This window comes from Nonomuraea glycinis, assembly GCF_014646515.1.
Lineage (GTDB): Bacteria > Actinomycetota > Actinomycetes > Streptosporangiales > Streptosporangiaceae > Nonomuraea > Nonomuraea glycinis.
This window is the reverse complement of the sequence record NZ_BMNK01000015.1, coordinates 189,051-204,845: the sequence shown is the minus strand read 5'-3', so window position 1 is coordinate 204,845 and position 15,795 is coordinate 189,051. Positions and strand designations below refer to the sequence as shown.

At 66.5% G+C, this 15,795-nt stretch carries 9 protein-coding genes and 2 CRISPR repeat arrays; of the genes, 6 read left to right on the top strand and 3 right to left on the bottom strand.

The features are described from left to right. Nucleotides 1-210: 210 nt before the first annotated feature. A CRISPR array of direct repeats spans nucleotides 211-826; the repeat unit is 29 nt; unit sequence GTTGCGATCCCTCCAGGGTGATGAGCAAC. 135 nt (nucleotides 827-961) lie between these two features. After that, complete coding sequence (locus IEY87_RS33810) at nucleotides 962-2,071, bottom strand: hypothetical protein (RefSeq protein ID WP_189142901.1); 1,110 nt, start codon at nucleotides 2,069-2,071, stop codon at nucleotides 962-964. A gap of 102 nt (nucleotides 2,072-2,173) precedes the next feature. Next, entirely contained in the window at nucleotides 2,174-4,384 is a 2,211-nt protein-coding gene (locus tag IEY87_RS33805; protein WP_189142900.1) for a hypothetical protein, read from the bottom strand. 132 nt (nucleotides 4,385-4,516) lie between these two features. On the opposite strand from IEY87_RS33805, the gene IEY87_RS33800 reads away from it, so the two are divergent. The 6 genes from IEY87_RS33800 to IEY87_RS33775 all read left to right on the top strand — a co-directional run bounded on the left by IEY87_RS33800 (nucleotide 4,517) and on the right by IEY87_RS33775 (nucleotide 13,997). Next, complete coding sequence (locus IEY87_RS33800) at nucleotides 4,517-5,599, top strand: SAVED domain-containing protein (RefSeq protein ID WP_189142899.1); 1,083 nt, start codon at nucleotides 4,517-4,519, stop codon at nucleotides 5,597-5,599. Between the two features lie 194 nt (nucleotides 5,600-5,793). Then, the gene (locus IEY87_RS33795; protein ID WP_189142898.1) at nucleotides 5,794-7,404 is read left to right on the top strand and encodes a Cas10/Cmr2 second palm domain-containing protein; all 1,611 of its coding nucleotides are present in this window, start codon (nucleotides 5,794-5,796) and stop codon (nucleotides 7,402-7,404) included. Then, on the top strand, nucleotides 7,404-9,662 hold the full coding sequence (locus tag IEY87_RS33790) for an RAMP superfamily CRISPR-associated protein (RefSeq protein ID WP_189142897.1): 2,259 nt from the start codon (nucleotides 7,404-7,406) through the stop codon (nucleotides 9,660-9,662). Before IEY87_RS33795 ends, IEY87_RS33790 begins: the two co-directional genes overlap by 1 nt. Beyond that, nucleotides 9,659-11,233: an RAMP superfamily CRISPR-associated protein gene (locus tag IEY87_RS33785; RefSeq protein ID WP_189142896.1), complete on the top strand. Its 1,575-nt coding sequence runs from the start codon at nucleotides 9,659-9,661 to the stop codon at nucleotides 11,231-11,233. The genes IEY87_RS33790 and IEY87_RS33785 overlap by 4 nt, the downstream gene beginning before the upstream one ends. Then, entirely contained in the window at nucleotides 11,230-11,793 is a 564-nt protein-coding gene (csx19, locus tag IEY87_RS33780; RefSeq protein WP_189142895.1) for a type III-D CRISPR-associated protein Csx19, read from the top strand. The genes IEY87_RS33785 and csx19 overlap by 4 nt, the downstream gene beginning before the upstream one ends. Continuing rightward, nucleotides 11,790-13,997, top strand: coding sequence for a TIGR03986 family type III CRISPR-associated RAMP protein (locus IEY87_RS33775; RefSeq protein ID WP_189142894.1), 2,208 nt, complete (start codon nucleotides 11,790-11,792; stop codon nucleotides 13,995-13,997). Before csx19 ends, IEY87_RS33775 begins: the two co-directional genes overlap by 4 nt. Before the next feature lie 73 nt (nucleotides 13,998-14,070). Continuing rightward, nucleotides 14,071-14,564: a CRISPR direct-repeat array (repeat unit 29 nt; unit sequence GTTGCGATCCCTCCAGGGTGATGAGCGGC). Nucleotides 14,565-15,114: 550 nt separating this feature from the next. Here the strand turns inward: IEY87_RS33775 and IEY87_RS33770 are convergent. Further along, complete coding sequence (locus IEY87_RS33770) at nucleotides 15,115-15,759, bottom strand: hypothetical protein (protein WP_189142893.1); 645 nt, start codon at nucleotides 15,757-15,759, stop codon at nucleotides 15,115-15,117. Nucleotides 15,760-15,795: the final 36 nt, after the last annotated feature.

The following is a 15,795-nucleotide window of genomic DNA, read 5'->3' as shown; positions in this document are numbered from 1 at the left end:
GGTCTACGCTTCGTCGGTTGATCCCTCCAGCGTGATAAACGACCCATCGACGAGTCTGCTGCCGCTGCGGTCCCGCAGGCCTTGCGGTCCTTCCACGGGAATGAGCGGCATCTGTGCTATCCCTTCTGCTTGGTACAGATGGACGAGCTACGATCCCTGCAAAGTGATCAGCAGCGCGATCATGGTCGGCGGCAGCACCGCGTCGATCACGTTGCGATCCCTCCAGGGTGATGAGCAACTCCCGGGCTGCCCCGGCTGGTGAACGGTCAATCCGTGTTGCGATCCCTCCAGGGTGATGAGCAACACATACGCGCTGATCGTGACCACGCCGAACAAGGCGTTGCGATCCCTCCAGGGTGATGAGCAACTGGGGTGATTCCGGGACAGGAATCGTGGAAATGGCAGTTGCGATCCCTCCAGGGTGATGAGCAACTCCTGGGACTGCCGGAGTTCCGGTCGCACACGATCGTTGCGATCCCTCCAGGGTGATGAGCAACTCTGTGATCACTTCTACCAACGCGACCTATCACGGTTGCGATCCCTCCAGGGTGATGAGCAACCTGGTGGCCGGACAGGTGTTGGTCGCGCACCGGCACAACGGGTTGCGATCCCTCCAGGGTGATGAGCAACGCTGGCCTTCGCCGTCGACGGGCCGCTTGTCTTCGGGTTGCGATCCCTCCAGGGTGATGAGCAACTTGATCTTGAGGGTCTTGCGGACGGTCAACGTCACGTTGCGATCCCTCCAGGGTGATGAGCAACTTGGCCGTGAGTGCGGGGCGGCGGCCGGTTCACCCCATGTTGCGATCCCTCCAGGGTGATGAGCAACGCCAAGGTAAAGCTGCAGGTCAAAGGAATGATTCAGCTGGCTCCGAGCATGTATTTTGCAGCAGTCCGCCGGTAGTGCAGGAGGCCAGGTCAGAAGGGGTGTCGTCACTGGATCCTCCGCAGTATGAACGGCACTCTAGCTCCGGACAGCCACCTGGGCGAGGGCAGCCTCGTCCGGTCCAAGCCCGGTGAGGATTAAGACGTGTTCGCGGTGAACGCGCGTGGCAACGATCGAATCGATCGAACATCGCGCCTCAGACCAGTCCGGACCTGCGGCGGCGACCAGAGAGACCAGCGTTCGGACTAGCCGTCGCGCGGAAGGGCGCGCGAGGTCCATAGATGCCATAGCGAGACCGACAGGGTCTGCGCAGTCCCCGTGTCCGGCTGCGCAGATGCCGGCGATAACAGCCTCGTAGGCGCGACGGCACGTACGGCCAGGCGTGGTGAGTTGACGCAGCGTCTCTTGCGCGGCTTCTCTTTCGAGGCCGTGAGCCGAGTGCGCGTACCCGGCTGCCCAGGGAATCCCGGTGAAGGGTTCGACGTCGAGGTTGGCGGTGTAGAAGGCGGGGTTGAGGATACGCAGGCGCAGGAGGGCAGCGTCCATCTGTCTGCGGGCTTCGTACGGACTCAGGCCATGACGTTCGCACAGGTCGGCGGGAATGTCGCGACGCGATGCGCCCCGCCGCGCCCGGAAGACCGCGAAGATCAGCATGTCCAACGTGGCCGGGTCGGTACGGAGAGGCGTGGCCCAGACCGCCTGGCGGAGGTCTCGATCGGGCCGGGCAGCGGCACCACGGCGTACCGCGTCGTCGCGGCGGATCCTCTCCTCCAGGTGCGACAGCGGGTAGTGGATGAGCTGGGCGCGCGCGGCTCGTAGCCACGACTCTTCTCCTTCAGCGGCCGGCCCACGCAGGACGTGGGCAAGAGCGGCTGTGTCCTCGTACGCGGCCTGCGGGGAGATCAGGTGCTCACGTACGAGGGCCAGTTCCCGGACCGGCTCGCCCGAGCGGGTCGTGGGAAGCGGGCCGCGTAGGCGGGCGAAGCTGTTCAGGATCAGGTCGTCGACGGTGGCCTCGCATTCGGCGCATCCGCCCGGTCCCACGGGCGCATGGCAGGCGGCGCCGACGTGCCGGGCTCGGTGCAGGGGGCCACGCGCGATGGCACGGATTGCGGGTGCGGTGAGGGCGTAGAACGCGGGGAACGCGATCGCGTCGTCCGGGTCAGCCAGGTGGGCGAGGGGCCGCACAGAACCTCCTGAGGCAGGAAAGATCAGGCCACCCGCTGGGCGGCCTCCTCAGGAGGCGATGACGCCTCGTCGATGCTCTTCGGCACAGCCGTCGAACAACCTTCAGCATAAGCGATGCGCCGCTGCGAACGCCTGGAGTTCTCGGCACACCCGCTGATAGCGGGCGAAGATCATGTCGTCCATGCCGCCCAGGTCGTTGACGGCGTGGGCCAGCAGGGCTCGCACAACGTCCGGCTCGGGCGGTACGACGCGCTGTCGTCGGCGCTGACGCAGTCGATCAAGCAGGTGCGCGTACGGTGAGGAGTTGCGCAGCCGCTCCAGCTCCTCCAACGCCGGCGAACGGGCGGTGACGGCAGTCCAAGCACCCCAGTTGAACAGCGCCGGGCGCAGCACCTCGATGGCCAGGTGACAGGCCGGCCACGGCTGGTCGGAGAGGACGCGCCCGATCAGAGTGAGGCGTTGCCGGGCCGACTCGTACCGGCGGTCCGTGCCTGCGTAGAGATCGCGATGCAGGCTGTCGACGGACTCACGTATCGGGTCGAGGGCGGATGAGCCGTGCCCCAGCAGTGTCCAGGCGGTGCGTAGGTCCAGCCGGCGCAACGCACAGCCGGCGAGTTCGGCCAGCAACGGGTCGGGGCCGAGCCGGCGCAACACTCTGCCAGCGTCGCGAGCCACAGGGCGTATCCCCTGGTCGCGGGTGAGTTCCACGACGCGCAGCGGGCAGGCCGCAGTCAGCGACCAGGCGACGCCGGCCGTGATCATCGCGTTCCCGATGCCGGGCTTTCCAGGATTGATGATCAGGACAGTCTCGTCGACGTCCCGCAGGCTGCCCGATCCGGATCTGCCTGTCGGGGGTCCGGCGGCCTCCAGCGCGCGGTGGATCTCATCGCCGGCTCGCGCCACGTCCGCGACAGGCAACGGACCGACCGTCTCGGTCTCTGCTCGCGTACACGCCCAGGTGGCCAGCGCCTCAGCCCGGGCGGTGGTTTCCGCACTCGCCAGCAACCGAAGCCGGACCCGCCCCGGATTGTCGCGGTGCTGCTCAACCCAGTCGATCACTTGTAGCAGGGCCTGCTTGCCTTGTACGTCCGGTGCGTCGTCCCGGCCGACACCTACGCACATCAGGACGAGCACATCGCCGCTGCCGAGGACGGGCCAGGGGGTCATGCCGCGGCTCTTGAGCAGGTCGACGGCCAGGTCGCCACGCTCCCAGACCTCGGCCTGATCGATCACTGTCGTCGGCAGGTGGGGGCGCTGCTCCCTCAGGTGGGCGGTGTGCGTGGCCGCGTCGGCGTAGAACTGGGTGAGTTGATGGTCGCGGAGGATCGCCGCGCACTCCCCTGTCTGGGACTCCGGGATCCGCCGTCCCACCTGGCGGACGAGGGTCCCGCAGCCCTGCCGCGGGTCACGTACGGTCAGCTTCTCCACCAGACCCGTGACCAGCGTTCGTACGGGCGCGGACAGAGTGTCGCGCTCGCGTTCCAGTCTTCCGGCAAGGTGCCGTACGTACCAGGCCCGCAGCAGGGACTGATCGATCGCCTCACCGCGAGCGACCCGCTCGAAGAACGCCGCCTGGACTGACGGCCACAGCTCGGTCAGCTTCTCCACCTGGCCGTCGCTCAGGCCTCGTACGCCTTCGTGGCGGGCGCGGCGGGCGAGGCTGACATCGGCGCGCTGTCGCGCGTCCAGCAGCCGCCAGATGTGCGCACCGGACGGATCGAACTGGGCGAGTTCGGCCCAGAAGCGGTGACGCAGCAGCCAGTTCCGTAGCGCCCCGGCGGGCGTGATCAGGTCTTCCAGCCGGTACGGCGTCGTCGCGTCGTCGACGGGCAGCAGGCTCACCGGAATCCTGGCGTCCAGCGCGGCCAGCAGTGCTCCGGCGCCCAGCGCGTACGAGCCCGAGCCGGACGTCACGAGGCATTCGCGCGGCGTGAAGTGAGCTAGAGCCGCGGCAGCCGGGCCCGTGCAATGTCGCGCGGTCGGCTCCGCCACCTCCACCACCCGTACGTGCTCCGCAGAGAACCTCCGCCCGAACATGCCCTGCGGCGAGCAGAGCCCTTCGCGCAGGAGCTGCCCGTATTCGGCGAACGTCGCCGCACCCGGCCGGTGAGCGTTCACGGTGGCCAGGAGCACTACCGCGTCCGCCTCGACACCCGTCGTGAATATCTTGCGCAATGGCCGCCGTTCCAGCCCGGTCGCGTTCGGATCTCCTTCGAGATCCACCGGCTTGATCGCCTGGCTCCGCGGCAGGAAGCCCAGGTCACCGGCGCCAAGGGGGTGGAACAGCAGCGTCTTGACTGGGCGGCTCATCATCCTCCCCTTCCTGGATCGCTGGACAGGATGATGCTCGTCCATCAGACATAAGGGGGCGTGCCTCGAAACAGCCATGCCCGCAGGAACGACGATCACGAGAGCTTGTCCGACGACGATCTAGGAGTGGTACGCATGACGGTAGAAGGTGTGAAGCACCCAGCCGCCCCGCGCATGACTGTAGTCGGCGCCGGCGCCGGTTCGCGGGCCCCTGCCAGTTGGCGGCAGGCGGTGTCGGACGGCACGGCGGCGGTCGGCCTCGGCGGCATGGTCGCGGGCGGCTTCGTGATCGAAGCCGCCAAATCGGTGATGACGGGAGCGGCCGCCGGTCGCTGGTGGTTCGTCCTCGGCTGCGCGCTCGGGCTGGCCATCGTCCGGCTGGGATTGTGGCAGCGTCAACGGTCAAGGCGCAGGCTCCAGATCGGCATCGTGGTGACCGCCACCGACACCCGTCGGGACGGCGCCTCCGGAAGCCGCCACGACAAACAGGCCGAGGATCACAGCCTCTCCACCTGCTCACTCACCTTGAAGACCAGCGTGGAACTGGCCGACGTCGGCCATCAGACCAGAGCGCTGATCGAGGGCCTGGCCGACGAGACCCTGACCACCATCACGATCGCCGAACGTCTCTCCCCCGACGCCGCCCGGATCAATCTGATCCCGACCATGCCGCTGCACATCGCGTTCTACTTCGGCGCCAGGATGCGCCAGACTCACGCCCGCGAGATCGTGGTGCACGCCATTCGCCTCGACGGTAACCCCTCCTATTTCCCGGCGACCTCCCTGCGCGTAACGGAATCCAGCGTCCGCCCCCTCACCGTCGACCGGCTCGAAGTCCTCGAAGGGGATCCCACCAAGACGGCTGTGGCCCTCGATCTGCAAGGACGGGGGGACCAGTTCTTCGACCCGGTCCTCGAAAGCTGCCGAGCGCAGGGGATCGGCCATCTCTTGCGTATCCGCAGCAAAGGTCCCCTCCTCACAGCAGACCGGCAGACCTTCACCGGTGTTGTGGAGCAGATCTGCCATGCCTGGGGCACTGCCCCGCTTCCCGCGACCGCCCGCACCGGCCACCACGTCATCTTCCTCAGCGGCCCGGTCGCCATCTCCCTCGCCCTCGGCGCACGCCTCGCCGGCGCAGACCAAGGCCGCTGGACCGCCTTCTCCTTCAACAGCGCCGACGGCGCTTACGAACCGTTTCCGCCTCCTCCTTCCTCCTGACGGGATGTCCTGGTGTCCGGCTGGTGCGAAAGCGCTATGCGGCCGGTTCCCGGTGGTTAAGGTGCCATACCTACCCCCTGGCCCGATGGCCCCTCGGCTGCGCTTCGTCCATCAGTCAGGAGTGGAGATGGGACGCGACGACGGGAGGGCGATCAAATGAGGCTTGGTGCTGTCGCGGGCGGGAGGCGACCGGCATGAAGGTGCACCCCGTGGTGATCGGTACGTCCGGCACGCAGCGCTTCATCTTCGAGTCCACGAAGCGGCGGGAGAACGTAGGAGCCTCGCACCTGGTCACCCGGATCGAGGAAGCATGGCTCAACGATGCGCTGCTGGAGCTCGAAGCCGATCGTACGGCCCGTATACGCACTGGACCGCTGGAGATCGTGACCGCCAACGCCGGCGGGATCACCGCGCTGGTGCGTGATCCTGGCCTCGGCCGCACGCTGGTGGCGGCGATCACCGGCAGGGCTCTACGGGACGCTCCCGGCCTGGATGTATGCGGGGCCGTCGGTCCGCCGTTCGACTGGGACGGAGCGGACGTCCTCGCCGAGGCGCTGCACCGCACCCGCGCCAAGCTCCCAACCGTGCGTCTGGCTCACCCTGGACCGCAATCACGTTTCCCCGGCCTGCCGATCGCCGCTCTGTGCACGTCGAGCGGACTGCCGGCGCAGTCGGTCGTCCGTCCGGCTCCGGGCGAGTCGCCGCAGCCCCGCTCTGCTGCCAGTCTCGCGAAGTTGAAGGCCTTCGAGCCTGCTCTCGGGCGTCTGGCAGAGAAGATGGGCCCGCTGCGCGGGGAGACGGATCGGACGCGGGCCGGGTTGCGCGTGGTTGTCGAGTATCTCGGTGAACGAGCCGACTGGGTAGCCGTCGTCCACGTGGACGGCAACGGGTTGGGACGGGTCTTCCAGAACCTCCCCATGGTCATGCGGCACCAGGGAAGGACCACCGCCGAGGAGTACGCCGACGGCCTCCGCGATCTGTCCCGAGGGGTGGACGAATGCGTGGAGAAAGCGTTCAGTAGGACTGTAGCCGAGCTGGAAGCGCACGGGGATTCCCTGGTCGACGGGTATCTGCCGCTGCTGCCGCTGGTACTGGGTGGCGACGACCTGACCGTGATCTGCGACGGCGCGGTGGCGCTGGCGTTCACCGAGCGCTACCTCGCCCTGTTCAAGGAGTGCGCCCAGGATGACGAACGGGTCGGGGGCTTGCTGCTGAAAGCGGGGGAACCGGCTCTCGGCGCCTGCGCCGGAGTGGCGATCGTCAAACGGCAGTACCCCTTCCGCAGCGCCGTCACCCTGGCCGAGGCGCTGACCCAGGAGGCCAAGTCCGTCAAGACCAAGCTGGGCCCGGACCGCTGCGCCCTGTCGTTCCACGTCCTGTACGAGAGCGCGTTCGCGGACCTCTCGCGGCTGCGCGCCGGTACGACGCTGCCGGACGGCACCCGGCTCACCGCCCAGCCCTACGTAGTGGGCAACCCCGGCCATGACCCGGAAGGCTGGTCCCGTCATCGGCATTGGAGCGATCTGCGCCGCCGGGCCGGCGCTCTGAGCCGTACGAACACCGACGGGGACAGGGTCCTCGCCGGCGGCCAGACCCATGACCTGCGTGCCGGGCTATTCGTCGGCAAGGACGTCGCCGACAGCCGGTTCTCGCTGCTGACCACACGTCTCGGAGGCGCCACCGTAACGGATCTGGTGGGCGAGGAACGCTCGCTGTTCTGGACGCACGACGGCGTGGCACACACCGGTCTGCTGGACGCCATGGACGCCGTCGGGTTCCTCGCCGGCGAAGGAGGAGGAGAGTGATGGATCTCCGTCTCCGCATGCTCAGCGACTGGCACATTGGCACGGGCACGGCCGCCCGGGGGCGTGCTGCCCGCCAGGTGCAACGTGATGTGGACGGCCTGCCCTACGTCCCCGCCAAGACGCTGATCGGGGTGTGGCGCGACGCCTGCGAGGTGGCCGCGAGAGCCTTGGGTAGCTTCTGGTACGACTGGGTGGAGTACCTGTTCGGCAGTCAACGGTCCCACTTCGAGTCGGAAACCTCGCAGCCACCGCGCGCAGGCATGGCGAGCCCTCGCCCCGCGGCCCTGCTGCTGAACGGTCCGCTGCGCGTGCCGGGACCGCTCGGCCAGATGCTCACGGCCCGCCCTCGCCTGCGTGAGGCGGTGATCTTCATCAAGCCCGGTGTCGCACTCGACCCGCGGACCCGCACCACCGTGGAGCGGAAGTTCCGGTACGAGGAGATGGCTCGCGGCGGGATGACCTTGGAAGGCTCCGCGGAGCTGGCAGACGAGCTCGACGAGGACCAGCTCGCGTGCGCGCTCGCTCTGTTGTGGGCCGGGGCGATGCTGGTGGAAACCATCGGCGGCAAGCGACGCCGGGGCGCTGGGCGCTGCCAGTTGGAACTGTCCGGGCCCGGCCTGCCTCCGGACATCGACCGTCTGAGCCTTCCTCCGGCGAAACCACCCAGGCGCTCCGATCCGGAACCCGCACATGAGGCGGAAGCGCGTACGGGAGAAGGCTGGGAGCGGGCGCTGCTGACACTCCGGCTTCTCGACCCGCTGCTCGCCCATGATCGTACGGTCGGCAACCTGGTCATCGGGCTCGACCATGCCCCCGGATGGATCTTGCTTCCCGAGGTACTCTCCCGCCTGCGGTCGAACGCCGCGGCGGCAGCGGCCAGACGCGGCGACCTCGTCGTCTCCCCGGCGACCCCGCTGGTCGACGGTCGGCGCACTCTGCCCGCGCCCCGGGTGCTGGCCCGGCCGAAGGACAAGCCGGATCTGATCGTCAACCGCATGACGTCATCCGGTGACCCCGGCCAGACCCTCAAGCGGCTCCGCGGCGGATATGTCGGGCAAGGACTGCGGATTCACCGTCCCGGTTTCACCACCAGGATGCACAACACGATCAACGACACAACACAGCGGCCGACCCGAGATCTCGGAGGCGTGTACGTCTACTCCGCGCTGGAACCCGGCACCGTGCTGGCCGCCGAGGTCCGCGTCAGGGCCGGACTGCTGGCCGAGGGCTGGCAGAAGTCCCTGGCAGGGACGTGGCGGCTGGGACGTTCCCGCAAGGATGACTACGGACGGGTGTCGGTCACCGTACAACCTGAGCCTGCCAACCCCGCCTCCGGCCCTTCGCTGCGTGAAGGGGACCTGCTCCGGGTCTGGCTGCTCTCGGACGCCCTGGTGCACAATGCGCGGCTGTCCTTCAGCTCCGATCCGGCGGATCTGGGCCGGGCGCTGACCGAGGCTTTCACAGCCGCCGGCACGCCCGGCGTGCAGGTGGAGCCCGTACTCGAAGACGAAGACCGCATACCCACCTCCTACGAAGTGAGGCGGACGGAGTCATGGCACCGGAAATGGGGCCTGCCCCGGCCCAGTCTGCTGGGTCCGGCCGCTGGCGGCTGCCTGACCTTCAGAATCGCTTCCGGGCAGATCGCCCCGGACGCCCTCGCCGAGGTCGAACTCACCGGCGTGGGCATGCGACGCGGCGAGGGCTTCGGCCAGGTCCGCTTCAACGATCCCCTGCTCACCGAGCAGGTTCGAAGCTCCAGCCCCGCCTCCTCACCCACACCGTCCACTGCGACCGAACCGCTTGCTCCCGGAGATGCCGGTTACGCCGAAGCCCGGCTCATCGAGCGTGCCGCCTGGCGCGGGGAGATCCGGCGCACGGCCGAGAGACTCGCGGCGGAATCCGACGTGCTCGCTGACTTGAACGAGCTGAGCATCAGCCGGCTCAACAACATCCGGAACCTGCTCCCCCGTTTGAGAGAGGATCGCGGAGTCCTCCATCAGCGGATCGCGCGGCTCACCGCCCGCTGGCCAGACCCGTCCAAAGCCCGGAAAGTGCTGGAGGAACGGCTCGTCTCGGAGACCTGGGTGTGGCGGACGCTCGATCTTCCCGAAGCCGAACTCTCCCTCACCTCGGACGCCACCCCCAAACTCCGGTCGGAACTACGGGCAGAGGCTGTATCGACGGTGCTCATCGCCTGTCTGGCGGCACGAGCCCGCCGCGAGGCCGCGGGCGCAGGAGAGCAGGAGGCACGCCCGTGACGATCGGACGACCGATGAACCTGCGGCTCCGCCTGCGCGGATGGCTACAAGTACGTACGCCCCTGCACGTCGGAGGCATCGCGCTGGACCCCGCCGAGGCGTTGCCCGTGGCCCTCGACGGACGCGACCGGCCCTACGTCCCCGGTACGAGCCTGGCCGGGGCACTGCGTGCCTGGATGCGCGGCGTCGACACCAGCCCTGAGGCGCTCGGAGACTTGTGGGGCTTCGTCCCGGACGGCAAGTCCGACGCCGGCCAGGCCAGCCGCGTCGTTGTCCACGACGCGCTCATCACCACCTCGACCACTCTCGGCGCCGACGGAACGCCGGTGGACCTGATCGACCCGCTCTCCCTGCCCTCCCGCGAGGGCGTCGGCATCGACCGTTCCACCGGAGCCGCGGCCACAGAATTCCTCTACTCCCGTACGGTCATCCCGGCCGGCAGCTACCTGCGCCTGGAGCTCGACGTTGAGTCCACCACAGGCCAGATCGAGCGTGATCGTGCCCGGTTGAGAGAGCTGCGTGCTGCCCTCGCCACTGGGCGGATCTCGCTCGGCGCGTCCACAAGCGGAGGGCTGGGCGTGGTGCGGCTGCTGAACGAGACGATCAACGAGCAGGACTTCACCACACTGCAGGGACTGCTCGCCGTGCTGCGCGGCGAGCTCTCCGAAACCGACCTCGCCAGCGCCGGTGACGCCGACCTGCCCGAGCGGCGCGATTCGCTGACGGTGGAGATCAGTTGGAAACCTCTCGCGCCGGTGATGGTCCGGGCGAGCGGCGATGCCCCCGTCATCGGAACCCTTCCCCTGTCCAGCAGGTGCGAGGGCGGCTCGTACGTCCTTAACTTGCCCGGAAGATCCATCAAGGGCGCTCTGCGGAGCCATGCCGAGTTCATCGAACGGACCGCCCGAGGAGTATGCGCCCCCGGCCGCCCGTCCGAGAGCACGTCAGCGCGGGCACACAGTGACAACTTCCGCGCCCAACTCGACCAGCTACCTGCGATCAAGGCGCTCTTCGGCACCGCGAACCGGCGCTCCGCGGACGATGACTTCGCCTGGGGCAACGGCGCGCTGACCGCTCACGAATGCGTCACCACCACCCGGATCCCCGCCGACGTGTGGGAGACGCTGACGGACGGGCTCAAAGCCGGTGACCAGGAATCACTGCCCTCGGACGAGCGAGAACGGCTCGCCAAAGCCGGGATGGACCAGGCCGACCACGTCGCGATCGACCGCTGGACCGGCGGCGCCGCGGACGAACGGCTCTACAGCGTGCTGGAGCCGCACGGCGTCGAGTGGGAGCCTCTCCGTCTCAGTGTGGATCTCACCCGCCTCGGCGATTATCGCGACACCTGTGTGGCACTACTGCTGCTCATCCTGCGCGATCTCAACGGCGGGAGGATCCCTCTGGGCGGCATGGTCACGCGGGGATTCGGCGACATCACGGTCGAGTCGATCCTGCTCACCGGATACGAGTGGCCCGGCGGCACGACCTTGGAAGGCGTGCTTGAGGACGAGTACTTGGAGCTCTTGGACCAGGAATGGCAGCTCTATCTGAAGAGGGTGAAGGTGTGAGTGTCGTCTTGTACGCCGCTTCATGGCACGACATCGGCCTCGACGAGGTTCTGCGACATGCAGCCCCCGGTAGCACCGCCTTGCTGGCCACTCCGCGGACGCACCACATCGCCCTCGTGGACGCCTCCGGCGACGTGAAGACCCGCAAGGGATCCGTCCGGCTGCAGGACGTCTTCGAAGCCCGGTTCTTCGACGAGCGCGCCGAACTGCGCTGGGTCAACATCGCCGACGGCCGCGGCACCGCCGTCTTCCTCACCGAGGACGCCGCCACGCTGCCGGCCGCCTTCGTCGATCGCCTCCCCGCCGTCGAGGCGATCGACACCCGTGCCGGTGCGTACCTGCTGTGGGGCCGCTCGGCCGGCTCGGTGAACGGCTGGACGACCCTGTCTACGGAGCGCATCGGTACCATCGACATCCCGGCGCAGATCCCCGCGGAACAGCACGCGCAGGTCCTCGTGCAGGAGTACATCGCCCAGGATCCCAACCACGGTAACGCCTACATAGCCGAAGAGCGTCTACTCCGCTTCGACCTCGCCGCCCCGGAGACTTCCACCTCATGAACAACAGCAGAAACCAGAACGGGAAAGCTCGCTCCGGCCAGAAAGACAATCAGCCCACCGAGGCAGTGCCCGACAAGGAGGCACGTTTCCTCAACCCCTACACCTTCGTTCCCACTCCACGGCGCGACGAAGTGGAAGGACCTCTCGGTGACGCCCTTCCCCGGTGTCACGACAGACTTCATGAGGGCGGATGGACCGGATCGGTCAAGGTCAGGCTCACCGTGGAGACACCGCTGCTGTTGCTCGACACCGCCAGAGCCTTTCCCGCGCCGACGGGGAAGGAGGGCCATCTCTACTATCCGATGCTGCTCCGCAACGGATCTCCGCACCTGCCCGCCACTTCCATCAAGGGCATGCTGCGCTCCGCCTTCGAGATCATCACCAACTCTCGGTTCGGCGTATTCGAAGGCGGACAGGAGCCACTCGGCTGGCGCCGGATCGTCAGCGACGCCCTGAAGATGCAACCGGTCAGGATCGTCGGCGACGGCCAGGGCGGCCTGAAGATCGAGTTTTGCAAGGCCGTCCGTCTGCCGCGCTACGTCGCAGGGAACGTCGTGAAGTACCCCGATGGCAGCCTGCCACAGCACGGTGACGAGGTCTGGGTCCGAACTCGCGGTCGTACACCAACCGTGGAGGAGATCGATAAGAGGCCGAAGGCGCCAGGAAAAGGCTGGGAACAGGGATACGTGTTCGTCAGCGGCAGGAATACCGAAGGAAAAAAGTGCGAGCGCGTTTTTATCCCCAACAATGGAAAGGAAGCAGAGCTCACTCCGGAGCTCTGCGAGCGGTGGAACAAGCTCATGCTCAACTACCGGAAGGCACACTCCGAGGAGGAGCTGAAAGGGTTCAACACCACCGCGAGCGATGAAGGTAAGAAACTTGAGTGGAGCGCGCATCTGAAGGACAGGGAGCGCGCCAAACTCCAGGAAGGCACGCTGTGCTACGCCTACATGCCCGGCAAGAAGATCACCGCCCTTTTCCCCGTAGCAGTGCCTCGTGACATCTCCAAGCTGGCGCCGGTGGACATGCTTGTAGAAAGCCTGCGTCCCGCTCCCGATCTCGGAAGCCTCTCCCCCGCAGATCGCCTGTTCGGCTGGGTTGCGCCCAGAGGTTCCAGCACCCGTCCGGCAGGTTACCGAGGCCGACTGCGGGTTGGGCCGGTCCGATGCGAGGAGAGCGCTATACCCAAGACGACGCGATTCAGCGGAGACGGCCTTCCTCTGGCCATCCTCGGCCAGCCCAAACCGAGCCAGGGCCGTTTCTATCTCTCGGAGGGGGAGCACCGTAGGAAACTGGAGAACCCACCGAGCGACGGACTTGCCAAGAGCGGGCTCTACCCGTCTGGTGAGAGCCTCCTGCGAGGCCGCAAGGTCTACTGGCACCACGCCGCTACCGCCGGCAACCCCACCTATTGGAGCGAGCCGGGGTCTTCCACCGATCCGACTCAAGAGCGGATCGGAATCGGGTATCGCGAGTTCCGGCGGCCCCGAAGTGCGAAGGAGGACGGTAAGAACCCTGTCACCACCGAAGACTTTTACTTCGACACTGGCGACGAGGAGCAGCGAGACACTCAGAACCGTTCGATCGAAGGCTGGGTAACCCCCGGGACCGAGTTCACCTTCACCCTCGACGTCCGTGACATCAGCCTCTTCGAACTCGGCGCCCTGGCCTGGCTGCTCAACCTGCCAGAGGGCCACTTCCACCGCCTCGGTCTGGGAAAGCCGCTCGGATTCGGCAGCATCCGCCTGACTTGGGACACCTCTGGCACTACTCTGCGCGGTAACAAGGACTGGGCCACCTACTACCGGAGCCTTACCGCCGAGCCGCCTACGCCGGACCCATCAGAGATTATGAAAATGGCGCTCGAAGAATTCGAGAAATCGACGCAGGACACGCCTCACAAGGAGATACGAGATGTGTTCCTGGCCACAACCACCGGACGGCCCGAACTTCCCGTCCATTATCCTCGGGTCCGGCCATTGGGAATGATAGCCAACTTGTCGATGCCGATGCCGCCCGACCCGCGTGGTCGATCCTATGAATGGTTCACCGCCAACGAAAACACCGGGAAGAACCAGAAGACGAAGAGGACTGAGGTGTTGCCCGGCCACGGACGCTCCCTACCACCGGTAAACGCAGATGACCTAGATCTCGTTCTCTACCAGGAAGTTCCGAAGGGTCAAGGAACACGCCACAAATCTTGAAGGCTCGCCTTATCTGTCGGCCAGGGTACGAGCGGCCCAGCATCCCCAAGGCCGTCGTCGGCCGGGTCTACGTGCTGCGATCCCTCCAGGGTGATGAGCAGCACGAGCAGCCCGGCCACGTCCCCGCGCTCGTGCCGTAGTTGCGATCCCTCCAGGGTGATGAGCGGCGTGCGCGATGGTCCGCCCATAAACCTGAATGGGCGTCACGTTGCGATCCCTCCAGGGTGATGAGCGGCATCCACTTCGGGTTGTTCAACTACGTGTCGGCCTTGTTGCGATCCCTCCAGGGTGATGAGCGGCCCGACGAGCCGATGCCGACCCGCACCACGCGGGAGAAGTTGCGATCCCTCCAGGGTGATGAGCGGCCCTCGGAGGAAAAGCCCTTGTTGATGGACTGCCCCTGTTGCGATCCCTCCAGGGTGATGAGCGGCCGTTTCGACGCGTAAATGCATGGCCGACTCGGCAAAGGGTTGCGATCCCTCTAGGGTGATGAGCGGCCCTCCGTGGCCTGCCGAAGAAGTTCACCTTCGGTCCGCGCGTTGCGATCCCTCTAGGGTGATGAGCGGCCCCCAAGGTAAAGCCGCAGGTCAAGAGCTGTGAGATGGTATACAGATCGCGCTATTCTGCAGCAGTCCGACGGTAGTGCAGAAGCCCAGGTCAGAGCTTCAACCATCCCTCGGACCGCAGATGAATAAGCCATGTCCTTCACTTCCTCTCCGTGATAGCAGCTACCCACCATCATGAGGCCGACCGGAAGAACCTCCCAAGCCACCGACTTTCCCTTCAGCCCCCGCTGCTTAATCCAGCGGACCATCGAGCACTCCGCGCGAACTGCTCAGCAATGACCCGGGTCAGACGGGAAGATTCAGGCCGTACTCCATTCGCGCAGCGCCTTGAACCCTCGTACACGGCTCACCGACGTCGATCACCGGCGGCATTCGGTTCCACCCACTAGCTTGAGTGCGATAGTAATTCCATACAAGTTGAATTCCTGTGACGAGAATGTCTTGGAGTGACAGACCTCTGCTACAGCGGCTCCGCTGCTTTGTTCACCGGCCTGGACGAGTAACCCCTGTCCTTGTCTGTCTGAACGACGTTGGTATTAGGTTAGCCCTGCCTACGACACGGCCGGCGGCAGGCTCGCCGAGATCGCCGGATGCACGTACCGCCACGGCTCAACAAACCCGTCCTGCGTGCACTCCAATGCCAACCTCAGCTCCATCCCGTTTACGTCCTGTTGCCAGATTTTCTCCGGGATCCCCGAGTTCAATGGGGCATGGGTCGCCTTGAGCACCAGCTTGTGCGGGTAGCCGACCACCAAGGTGAACGGCTCCACCGTGCGCCCGCCGTCGCTCTGACCTTCAAGCTTCTCCTGAAACTCGTACGGGCCACGCACATGCACGGCCAACTCCTCACGGCTCGGCCCAGCAACGACGGGGTTGGCCCACGGCTGACTGTCCTGGATCTGCAGCAGGGGCACATGCACCTCCTCTACGCCTTGTGGCCCAGTGAGTATCAGCTCCAAATAGGCGCCGCCAGTGGCGAGGATCGGCGTGCATATGATGGCGATTTGCGGGCGAGCCTCCCGGTGTTGCCGATCCTTTTCCAGCCTGCTCATGGTTTCAGCGGCCTCCGCTGCTCGACGCGCGGCCAGCCAGGAGAGGATCGAGATCGCGGTCGCGGCGATGAAAGCGATTATGGCGACCAAAGCCGACACGCCGGAGAACAGTGCGGACCACTCGTCCACTTTTGTGAGCTCCACAACACTCCTTCGATTACTGGGCTTCCACTTTCCCTC